General features: G+C 63.4%; 9 protein-coding genes. 8 read left to right on the forward strand and 1 reads right to left on the reverse strand.

The window, feature by feature from the left end; translation table 11 throughout:
- Positions 1-9: 9 nt before the first annotated feature.
- Positions 10-1,959: an FAD-dependent oxidoreductase gene (locus tag MRY80_RS10165; RefSeq protein ID WP_293290641.1), complete on the reverse strand. Its 1,950-nt coding sequence runs from the start codon at positions 1,957-1,959 to the stop codon at positions 10-12.
- A 218-nt stretch (positions 1,960-2,177) separates the two neighbouring features.
- On the opposite strand from MRY80_RS10165, the gene MRY80_RS10170 reads away from it, so the two are divergent.
- The 8 genes from MRY80_RS10170 (at position 2,178) to MRY80_RS10205 (ending at position 9,502) form a co-directional block, all read left to right on the forward strand.
- A complete protein-coding gene (locus MRY80_RS10170; protein WP_293290643.1) occupies positions 2,178-3,038 on the forward strand; it encodes a branched-chain amino acid ABC transporter permease in 861 nt (286 codons plus the stop codon).
- Positions 3,039-3,109: 71 nt separating this feature from the next.
- Positions 3,110-3,997 carry a branched-chain amino acid ABC transporter permease gene (locus MRY80_RS10175; protein ID WP_293290645.1) on the forward strand — a complete coding sequence of 296 codons (888 nt, stop codon included), beginning with the start codon at positions 3,110-3,112 and terminating at the stop codon, positions 3,995-3,997.
- On the forward strand, positions 3,994-4,755 hold the full coding sequence (locus MRY80_RS10180; protein ID WP_293290648.1) for an ABC transporter ATP-binding protein: 762 nt from the start codon (positions 3,994-3,996) through the stop codon (positions 4,753-4,755). The genes MRY80_RS10175 and MRY80_RS10180 overlap by 4 nt, the downstream gene beginning before the upstream one ends.
- Positions 4,742-5,452, forward strand: coding sequence for an ABC transporter ATP-binding protein (locus MRY80_RS10185; RefSeq protein ID WP_293290651.1), 711 nt, complete (start codon positions 4,742-4,744; stop codon positions 5,450-5,452). The genes MRY80_RS10180 and MRY80_RS10185 overlap by 14 nt, the downstream gene beginning before the upstream one ends.
- 30 nt (positions 5,453-5,482) lie before the next feature.
- Positions 5,483-6,628: an ABC transporter substrate-binding protein gene (locus MRY80_RS10190; protein ID WP_293290653.1), complete on the forward strand. Its 1,146-nt coding sequence runs from the start codon at positions 5,483-5,485 to the stop codon at positions 6,626-6,628.
- A gap of 138 nt (positions 6,629-6,766) precedes the next feature.
- On the forward strand, positions 6,767-7,699 hold the full coding sequence (gene dctP, locus MRY80_RS10195; protein ID WP_293290655.1) for a TRAP transporter substrate-binding protein DctP: 933 nt from the start codon (positions 6,767-6,769) through the stop codon (positions 7,697-7,699).
- Between the two features lie 28 nt (positions 7,700-7,727).
- Positions 7,728-8,231 carry a TRAP transporter small permease gene (locus tag MRY80_RS10200; RefSeq protein WP_293290657.1) on the forward strand — a complete coding sequence of 168 codons (504 nt, stop codon included), beginning with the start codon at positions 7,728-7,730 and terminating at the stop codon, positions 8,229-8,231.
- Positions 8,228-9,502 (forward strand): TRAP transporter large permease subunit, encoded by a 1,275-nt coding sequence (locus MRY80_RS10205; RefSeq protein ID WP_293290659.1) that lies wholly within the window; start codon positions 8,228-8,230, stop codon positions 9,500-9,502. Before MRY80_RS10200 ends, MRY80_RS10205 begins: the two co-directional genes overlap by 4 nt.
- Positions 9,503-9,823 lie beyond the last annotated feature (321 nt).

The following is a 9,823-nucleotide window of genomic DNA, read 5'->3' on the forward strand; positions in this document are numbered from 1 at the left end:
GATCTCTCCTCATGCAATCTCGAGCGCGGTCATCGTACCCTCGCGAATGGCGTCAAAGAACTTGGCCGAGCCTTTCACGTCGCCGACATGATGAATTTCCGGGGCAAGGCCCTGCCAGCGTTCCGCATCCTCCATCCGGTTCTCGTATCCGATGCAGGATACGACCGTATCGATACCCGTCAGAACCCGGGGCAGCTTGTCCTTCGGCGCGATCCGGATCCAGTCAGGCCCGATTTCCTCGACGGCGGTATGCTCGAACACCTCGATCCCCTCCGCGCTCAGCGTATCGCGATAGTGGACCGCATCCACATGCACCGCCTTTTTCAGAATGCCGCTGCGGGCGATCAGAACCACCTTGTGCCCGAGATGCGCGAGATAGTCGGCGGTCTCGACCCCGACGAGCCCGCCGCCCAGAACGGCGCAGGTCCCCGACGCGGCTTCCATCCCGGCCAGAAGCTTCCACCCCGTGCGCAGTCGCGCGCGTTCGATGCCGGGGATGTCCGGGGCGCGGCTGCGAGCGCCGATGGCGATGACGAGACTGTCGGGGCCAAGGGCCGCGATGTCCTCGCGGGTGGGGTCGGTGGCGGTCCGGGTCACGATGCCCAGGCGATCGACCTCGCGCCGGTAAAAGGCCAGCAGATCGGCGATCGGCTCGCGCAGGGGCGGCTTGTGCGCCAGATCCAGTTGTCCGCCAATGGCTCCGGCGCGTTCAAACAGCGTCACCGCATGGCCGCGCCGCGCCGCGTTCACCGCGGCGGCCAGCCCGCCGGCGCCGGCGCCGATCACCACGACATTGCGGGGGACGGGTCGCGCGTTCAACAACGGCGCCAGTTCCAGCTCTTTGGTGACAACGGGATTGACAGTGCAGGCCAGCCCCTCGTGGCGATGGATGCTGGCGACGCATTCGTTGCAGGCGATGCAGGGCGTGATCTCGGGCGCCCGGCCCTCGCGCGCCTTTCTGGCAAATTCGGGGTCGGCGATGAGCGCCCGGCTGATGCAGACCATGTCCGCCTCGCCCTTTGCGATAATGTCTTCGGCCAGTTCGGGTGAGGTAATGCGTCCCGTCGCCATCACCGGAATCGAGACATGGCGCGCGATCTCCGCGGCTCCCCCACGGTTCCAGCCGTTCGGGATCATCATGCCGGGAACGATCATGTAGGGGCGCGAGGCGTGAATGCCCGCAGACACGCTCAGCGCATCGGCGCCGGCGCTTTCGGCGCATGCCGCGGTGATGCAAGCCAGCGGGACTTCGGTGCCGCCCGGATAGTGATCGGTGCTGTTCATGCGCAGGATCACCGGAAAATCGCGGCCGCAGCGGCGTTTGATCTCGGCGATGATCTCGCAGGCGAACCGGGCCCGTCCCTGCTGATCGCGGCCATACTCGTCCTGCCGTTGGTTGGCCTCCGGCGAGAGAAACTGGGCGACCAGATAGCCATGCGAACCATGTATCTCGACCGCGTCGAACCCGGCGCGTCGTGCCCGTTCCGCCGCGTCTCCGAACCGTCGGACGATGCGCGCGATCTCGCTTGTGGTTAGTTCACGCGGGGGGCGGGTCAGGCCGCCGCCGGTAAAGGGCGATGCGATCGGAGAGGGGGCAAGGGGGACCGAGCCCGAAACCTCGGAAACCGCCTCGCGCCCGCCGTGATTGAGCTGCAACGCCACCCGTCCGCCGGCGTCATGGATCGCCTCGGCGACCCGAGCCAGCCCTTCTATGTAGCGGTCCTCATGCAACATCGCATTATGGGGAAGACGCCGGCCCTCCATCTCGACATAGGTCGCCTCGACGACGATCAGACCGACTTCGCCACGCGCTCGGGTGGCGTAGTATTCCGCCATCGCCTCGCTGGCGAAGCCCTGCGTGTCGGCGAGCTCGGAACTGGATGCCGCAAAGCAGATGCGATTTGGCAGGGTCAGGGACCCGATGTTTATCTCTTTGAAAACATTTGGATAATTCTGCATTTCCTCCCCTTTCCCGTTAGAGCGCTCGTGCTTTTGCGACGCGTCGCAGGGCGCGTTTTCGGATCTGTTTTAACTGGTAGCAAATCGGGCATTTCCTGTAAATCAGCTAAATGATTTGACAGATCGTGAGGGGACGTGCAGGATCGCCTCGATTTTTAGGTATTGGGGGGGGGAACCCATGTGCAAGATTCCATCGGCCTGTCCGCGTCGGGTGCGCGATGAGTGACTTCATCGCGCAGATCGTGGTGAACGGGGTCTTGTCCGGAATGGTCTATGTGCTGATGGCGCTGGGCTTCACGCTGATTTTCGGGATCATGCGTGTCGTGAACTTCGCCCATGGGGAGCTGTACATGGTCGGCGCCAGCGTCGTTCTCGTGCTCTATGGCATGAACGGGGTGAACTATTTCCTCGCCGTTGCGCTGGCGGCGGTGCTGACGGCCGGACTCGGGGCGCTGATCGAGATCGGGTTGTTCCGCCGCTTCGTCAAAACCGAGCTGAACGGCATGATCATGTCGCTCGGGGTTGCCATTTCGCTGCAGGCCATCGCGCTGATCGTGCTGGGGCCGGCCTGGCAGGCGGTCGAACGGCCGATATCGGGCGCAATGCAGCTGGGCGGGGTGGTGGTGCCGTTCGACCGGCTGTTCGTCGGGGGCTGCGCCCTGGTTATCATCGTCGCCTTCTATCTGTTTCTCAAGCGCACCCGCATGGGGCTGGCCATGCAGACGGTTGCGCAGGATGCCGAGATCGCGGCGCTGATGGGCGTCGGGGTCTCGCATGTTTCGGCGCTGGCCTTCGCCATTGCAGCGGGGCTCGCCGCTGTCGCCGGAGGGTTGATGGCGCCGATCTATTCGGTCGCGCCCTATATGGGCGAGATGCCGATGCTCAAGGCCTTTGTGGTCGTGGTACTGGGCGGACTCGGCAGCATCCCCGGCGCCGTCGCCGGGGGGCTTATCATCGGGCTGGTGGAATCGGGATTTGCCTCGACTTTCAACAATACCGCCGCGCTGATCGCGTCCTTCGCCATCGTCCTTGTCATCGTGCTCGTGCGTCCGAGCGGCCTTTTCGGGAAAGTGACATGAACGTCCGTGTCGTCGCGCTGGCGGTTCTGGCCGTCCTCGCCGCGGTGCCGATCTGGATCGGCGATCGCTATATGGCGCATATCGCGGTGATGGTCTGCCTCATGGCGATCCTGGCGCTCAGCCTGAACATGATGCTCAGGGTTGGCCAGCTTTCGCTTGCTCAGGTCGTGTTCATGGCCACCGGCGCATATGGCTCGTCGCTGATGTCGATAGGCTGGGGCCTGCCGCCGGCGCTCTCGGTGCCGATCGCGGGCATCGGGTCAGGGTTCCTCGCTCTGGTGCTGGGCCCTTTGCTGCTGCGGATTCGCGGTGTCTATTTCGTGCTGCTGACCTTTTCGCTCGGCCAGATCGTCAACCTGATCCTGCAGGATATGACGGGAGTCACCGGCGGCAATAGCGGCCTGTTCGGCATCCCCCGTTTCGAGCTTTTCGGTATGCGTCTGGCGCGGCCCGAGAACTTCTATCCCTTTGCGCTCGCCCTGCTGGCGCTGTCTCTCGCTGGCGCGGCGGCCCTCTACCGGTCCCGGGCCGGGGCGGTGATGCAATCCATCGAACAGAACGAGGATTTGTCGCGTTCGCTCGGCGTGAACGTGCTGGCCTGGCGGGTCGGGGTCTTTGGCCTGTCCGGCTTGCTGGCCGGGATTTCCGGCGCCTGCTACGCGCATTTCATCGGGTTCATTTCGCCGGCGGCCTTCACTTTCGCAATCTCGGTGAACATCCTGGTGATCAATGTGATCGGCGGCGTCGCCTCGCCGCTCGGGCCATTGATCGGCGCCGTGTTGCTGGTGCCGCTGCCCGAAGTCCTCCGCGATGCCCAGCAGTACCAGCTTCTTGTCTACGGGCTGCTGCTGATCGGATTTCTTGCCTTCTTCCCGAGCGGGATCACCGGGTTTTTGTTCCGCAAATCGGCCGGAACGGGCCTTGTGGGGAGATCCATGAAACGGTCGAGGCAGAAATGACGGGAACGCTGGAAATACGCGGTCTTGGCCGGAGCTTCGGCGGTCTGAAGGCGCTCGAAGACATTTCCTTCACCCTGGAACCGGGCGAGATACTCGGGATTATCGGTCCGAACGGCGCCGGCAAGACGACGTTGTTCAATACGATCTCGGGAGTTTACAAACCATCGGCCGGGGCGGTTTCGCTAGACGGGCGGGACATTTCCGGGCTGCGCCCCGACCAGATCGGCCGGCTCGGGATCGGCCGGACCTTCCAGTCCACGACGGTTTTCCCCGAAACCACCGTCCGGGAAACGCTGGAGCGGGCCCAGTCCTTTCTGTCGGCCTATTCGCCGATGGCCTGGCTGCGCAGCTTCGGCCACCGGGCGGCGGGCCATAGTGTGGACCGCGTGCTCGAACGGATCGGGCTTGACCGGATGGCCGATGCGGAGGCCAGCAGTCTGGCCTACGGGTTTCAGAAGATCCTGGGCATCGGAATGGCGCTGGTGCAGGCGCCGCATCTGCTGCTGATGGACGAACCCGCCGCGGGGCTGAACTCCTCGGAGAAGATCGAGGTGACCGACCTGATCCGCGGTATCCGAGATGAATACGGCATCGGCATCCTTCTGGTCGAGCACGACATGAAGATGGTGATGGGCCTGTGTGATCGGGTCAAGGTTATCAGCTATGGCCGCCAGGTCGCCATCGGCACGCCCGAGGAAATCCGCAACGACCCCGATGTGATCGACGCCTATCTGGGGAGGGATCATGAGCTTGCTTAAGATCTCCGGCCTGACGGTGCGCTACGGCACCACCCTGGCCCTGGACGATGTGTCGATCCAGGCCCCCGAGGGCGAGGTGACCTGCGTTCTCGGCGCAAACGGCGCCGGAAAATCCACCATGTTCCGCACGATCATGGGCCTGGTAGGCAAAGAGTCCGGCAGCATCCGCTTTGGCGGTGCGGAGATCGCCAACACGCCGACGCAGTCCATCGTGCGGCAAGGTATCATCCTGTGCCCCGAAGGACGCCGGCTGTTCCCCGAGATGTCGGTGGCCGAAAATGTCCGCATGGGGGCCTATCTCGTCCGTGATTCCGAGATCGTCCGTCAGCGGCTCGACACCGTTCATCGCCTGTTTCCCCGGATCAGCGAGCGTGAGCATCAGCAGGCGTCGAGCCTGTCGGGCGGCGAGCAGCAGATGGTGGCGATCGCCCGGGCGATGATGGGCAATCCCCGACTTCTGCTCCTGGACGAGCCGACCCTGGGCCTTGCGCCGCGGCTGATCCACGAGGTGCTGCAGACCGTCCGCCGGATCCGCGATGAGGGAACCACCGTGATTCTCGTCGAACAGAACGCGGCGCAGGCGCTCAAGGTGTCGGATCGGGCCTATGTGCTGGAAACCGGGCGCATGGCGATGTCCGGCAGCAGCGCGGATATCATGGCGGACCCGCGGGTCCGCGAGATTTACCTCGGCGGCTGAGACGGCCGTCTAACTCAAAGGGAGGAAAGCATGAAACTTCTAGGCAAACTTGCGGTGCTGGCCGGTCTGGCGCTTGCGTCGACGGCACATGCCGATACGTTGAAAGTGGGCGTCGTCGCGCCGCTGACAGGCGGCGGCGCGCCCTGGGGCATGGCCGCGAAGGTCGGCGTCGAGATCGCGGCGAACGAGGTCAATGAAAAGGGCGGGCTCGAGGTCGGCGGCACCACTTATGACGTCGAGGTGATTTCCTACGACGACAAATACGCCGCCGCCGATGCGGTGGCCGCCTATAACCGGCTGGTGAACCAGGACGGCGCCAAATACGTGGTTCTGGTCACTTCGGCCGCGACGATGGCGCTCAAGCAGAATATCGAGGACGACGACGTTCTGGCGCTGACCGCCTCCTACACGATCCAGGCGCTGGATGCGAACAGCCGCCACATGATCCGGCTCTATTCGCCGCCTGCCGACTATGTGCCGTCCTTTGTCTCCTGGATGAAGGACAATCTGGAAGAACGGAAGGTCGTGGTCGTCAATCCGAATGACGAAACCGGCTGGGACCAGACCAAGCTGTTCAAGGCGGAATTCGAAAAGAACGGTTTCGACGTGGTGGGCGAGGAGCTCTTCGAGCGGGGCCAGACCGATTTCACGCCGATGCTGACCAAGATCAAGTCGATGAACCCCCAGATCGTCGAAATCGGCGGCACGCCCCCGGCGACGGCAGGCCTGATCGTGCGCCAGGCGCGCGAGCTGGGTTATGAAGGTCTCTTCACCAAGATGGGCGGGGCCGGGCCGCACGATATCGTTGCGGCGGCCGGCAAGGAGGCGTCCGAGGGCATCATCAACATGCTCTATGCCGATCCGGCCAATGAAGGCTTCAACACGCTCCGCGAGAAATACAAGGCGACGGAAGGCCATGATCCGAACGAGATCATCGTGTCGTTCTATGATGCCGCCAACGTGCTTTTCGACGCCATCAAGGCAGGTGGAAATGTCGCTGATCCTGAAGCGGCTCGCGCGGCCGTTGCCGGCATAATGCCGGTGAAATCGGTGCAGGGCGACGATCTGACCCTGGGCGGCAAGGACCGCTATGGCGTCGACGCCCAGATCATGTCGGTGAACTATATCGGCGAGATCAAGGATGGCGAACCCGTCGTCATCGGCAAGACCGAGTAGACCCTGTCGCGCCGGCGGTGAGGCCGGCGCGTTTCCCCAAATCGAATTCGGAGACAAAACATGGCACTCGGTTGTCGTATCCTGCCCGCTTGCGCGGTCGCCACGGTTGTGTTGGCGTCGCCGGCCTCGGCCGGCTCAATGGTACTGTCTCATGGCTATTCACCCAGCCATGTCATCGCGGCCCGGGGGATCGACCCCTGGACGTCCTGCGTCGAGGAGAAATCGGACGGAGATCTCACCTTCGAGGTTTTCCCGTCCGGCCAGATCGCGTCAATCAAGGAATCGCTCGACGCGCTGAACAATGGCCTTGCCGGTGTATCCGCGATCGCCATCGGCTATGAAAGCGCGCGGCTGCCGCTCAACGGCGTAACCATGCTGCCCGATATGGGCGGCAGCGTTGAGGAAATGGCGGCGTCCTACCGAGCCGCTCTGGAGAGCGGTCCCCTGGCCGACGAGATGGATGGCAACGGGATCCACCCGGTCTTCAACATCATGCTGCCGGTCTACCAGATCGTTTCGGCGGTCGGACCCATCGACACGCTCGATGCGTTCAAGGGCAAGGTCATTCGTTCGGGCGGCGGCGCGATGAATTTCACCCTCCAATCCGTCGGCGCCTCGCCCTCGGAAATTCCCAGCGCGGACATGTATGTCGCGATGGAGCGCAAGACCGTGGATGCGACGCTCTCGGCCTTGTCGAGTGTGAAACCCTACAAGCTGGACGAGTTGGTGAACGCGATCAGCTCGAACGGGCGATTCGGGACATTCGCCACAGTGTTTGCGATGAACAAGGGCATATGGGACGGTCTTTCCTCCGAAAACCAGGAGGCGGTGACCGCTTGCGGCAAGGAGATCGAGACATCGCTTGCGGCCTATCTGGACGAGGCCAACACGTCGCTGCAGGAAGAGTTCGCTGCGAAGGGTATTGAGATCTACGCCTTCTCGGACGAGACGCTCGAGGCGATGGACGCCAAGCTGGGCGAGGTCGCGGACAGCTATATTGCCCGCCTCTCGGAACGCGGGCTGCCTGCGCGCGAGGCCTATGACGCATACCGGATGACGCTGGGCCGGTAATCAGGGGTCCCGGGAGCGGATGAACGCGATGTACCGCATTGCCGACCGGACGCTGTCGTTCCTCGAGACCATGGCTGCCATCGTCGCGGGAGCATTCCTGCTTGCAGCCATGGTCATCGTCAGCGCCGATGCGGCAATGCGATATCTGTTCGCCCGTCCCCTGACCTTCCAGTTCGCCCTGACCGAAAACTACTTGCTCGTCGGGCTGATCCTGATGGCGCTGCCCTGGGGGTTCAGGACGGGCGGATATATTCGCATCGAGACCCTGCCGCGCCTTCTGCCGCCACCGCTTGGCGCCGGCCTGATCCGCCTGGGACTGGCGGCTTCCGCGGGTTATCTCGGGGCGTTGACCTTTTACTCCTGGGGGAAATTCCACTCGGCCTGGGTCAAGGGGGAGGTCGTGCTGGGTGTCATTGACTGGCCGGTTTCGCTGTCATGGATCTGGGTGCCGCTGGGTTGCGGGCTGTTGTCCATCCGCCTGATCCTCAGCGCGCTCGGGCCTTTGATATCCGATGGGAGCGGCCACACATGACCTTCGCGATAGGATGCATGCTGCTTGTGGCGCTGATCGTGCTGGGCATCCCCGTGGGCTATGCTCTGGGCCTGGCCGGGATAGGCAGCCTTTTGCTCGTCACCTCGCCCACGACGATTGCGGCGCTGATGACCAAAGTCGTCCACTCCACCGCCAGCAACTATGTGATCCTCACCATCCCGATGTTCGTGCTCATGGCCGAGCTGCTCTCGGCGGGCGGCGTGGCGCAGGATCTTATGGTGGCCTGCGCGCGGCTGACGCGGCGGGTGCGCGGCGGTCTGGCCATGGCGTGTGTGCTGGCCGGCGCCGTCCTGGCCTCGGCTTCGGGGTCCAGTACGGCTTCGTCGGCCAGCATCGCACGCGCCGCCTTTCCGTCGATGAAGGCTGCGGGCTATCGGCCCGGCTTCGCGGTAGGCGTGGTGGCGATTTCCGGCACACTCGCGATCATGATCCCGCCCTCCATCGCCTTCGTGGTCTATGGCCTGATGACCGATGCGTCTATCGGCAAGCTTTTCATCGCGGGGATTATTCCCGGCATCCTGACGGCGGCGGGCTATATGGCGACGATCTCTCTCGCCATGCGGTTCCGGCCGGATCTCGGCCCTTCCGCAGGCGACGCAAGCCTGGACCTTCTTCCGCAATCCGCGCCGGTCTGGCCGATAGCCCTGCTGATACTGATCGTTCTCGGGTCGCTTTACGGGGGCGTGGCCACCCCGACAGAGGTGGCGGCAATTGGCGCGCTCGGGGCGTTGTTGGTCAGCAGCGCGACCGGCCGCATGACGCGCGGCGCCTTTTTCGAGGGGGTTGGCAATACACTGCGAACGACAGCGATGATCGTGACCATCATCTTCGGCGCGCATCTCTTCGGCTATTTTGTGTCCTTCAGCCGGATCGCCGACACGCTGCTCGGCTGGATCGGCGAAAGCGGTCTGCCGCCTTATGCCGTGATGCTGATGGTCGTGGGGATGTACCTCCTCCTCGGAATGGTGATGGACCAGATGGCTATCATCATCCTGACCGCGCCGGTGACGCATGCGCTGATGACCGGGCTTGGCTATGACGAGATTTGGTTTGGCGTGGTGATGGTGAAGACCGCCGAGATCGGACTGGTGACGCCGCCGATGGGCCTGAACGTCTATATCGCGGCATCTGCCACTCGGACCGAACTGCGGCAGGGCTTCCTCGGGATCATGCCTTTCATTGTCTTCGAGCTTCTGATCCTGGCGCTTCTGCTGGCTGTGCCTGATCTGGTTCTGTGGCTTCCCGGTTGATATCGTTCCCCTTGTTCGTACGTTTGAGCATTTTCTAAGCAGGCTTTGTGGTTTAGCTCGATCATATAGGTGAGCGCGATAGAGCTGGGCTGACTAGGATTTTGCGCATTGCTTCTTCCATCGCCTATGGGCGCGTCCAGCACCGTCGGACCGCGCTCTCGTGCACCGAACTCTGGCTTCGCAGGGTTTCGGCCCCTTCGGTTTTGATCCCTCGCACGAAGATCTTGGGCGCCGCCCTGCGGGCCGGGCTGTTGGTAAAGCTGAAGCCCGCAAGCGGTCTTCCCCCATCCGGGCGGCCATCCCTGACGCGAGGATGGGGCG

The organism is Oricola sp., from assembly GCF_022763245.1.
GTDB lineage: Bacteria > Pseudomonadota > Alphaproteobacteria > Rhizobiales > Rhizobiaceae > Oricola.

Bases quoted from the DNA above. Each gene is read 5' to 3' on its own strand.
- MRY80_RS10165 (WP_293290641.1), bottom strand. From the start codon at position 1,959: ATGCAGAATTATCCAAATGTTTTCAAAGAGATAAACATCGGGTCCCTG.
- MRY80_RS10170 (WP_293290643.1), top strand. From the start codon at position 2,178: ATGAGTGACTTCATCGCGCAGATCGTGGTGAACGGGGTCTTGTCCGGA.
- MRY80_RS10175 (WP_293290645.1), top strand. From the start codon at position 3,110: ATGGCGCATATCGCGGTGATGGTCTGCCTCATGGCGATCCTGGCGCTC.
- MRY80_RS10180 (WP_293290648.1), top strand. From the start codon at position 3,994: ATGACGGGAACGCTGGAAATACGCGGTCTTGGCCGGAGCTTCGGCGGT.
- MRY80_RS10185 (WP_293290651.1), top strand. From the start codon at position 4,742: ATGAGCTTGCTTAAGATCTCCGGCCTGACGGTGCGCTACGGCACCACC.
- MRY80_RS10190 (WP_293290653.1), top strand. From the start codon at position 5,483: ATGAAACTTCTAGGCAAACTTGCGGTGCTGGCCGGTCTGGCGCTTGCG.
- dctP (WP_293290655.1), top strand. From the start codon at position 6,767: ATGGTACTGTCTCATGGCTATTCACCCAGCCATGTCATCGCGGCCCGG.
- MRY80_RS10200 (WP_293290657.1), top strand. From the start codon at position 7,728: ATGTACCGCATTGCCGACCGGACGCTGTCGTTCCTCGAGACCATGGCT.
- MRY80_RS10205 (WP_293290659.1), top strand. From the start codon at position 8,228: ATGACCTTCGCGATAGGATGCATGCTGCTTGTGGCGCTGATCGTGCTG.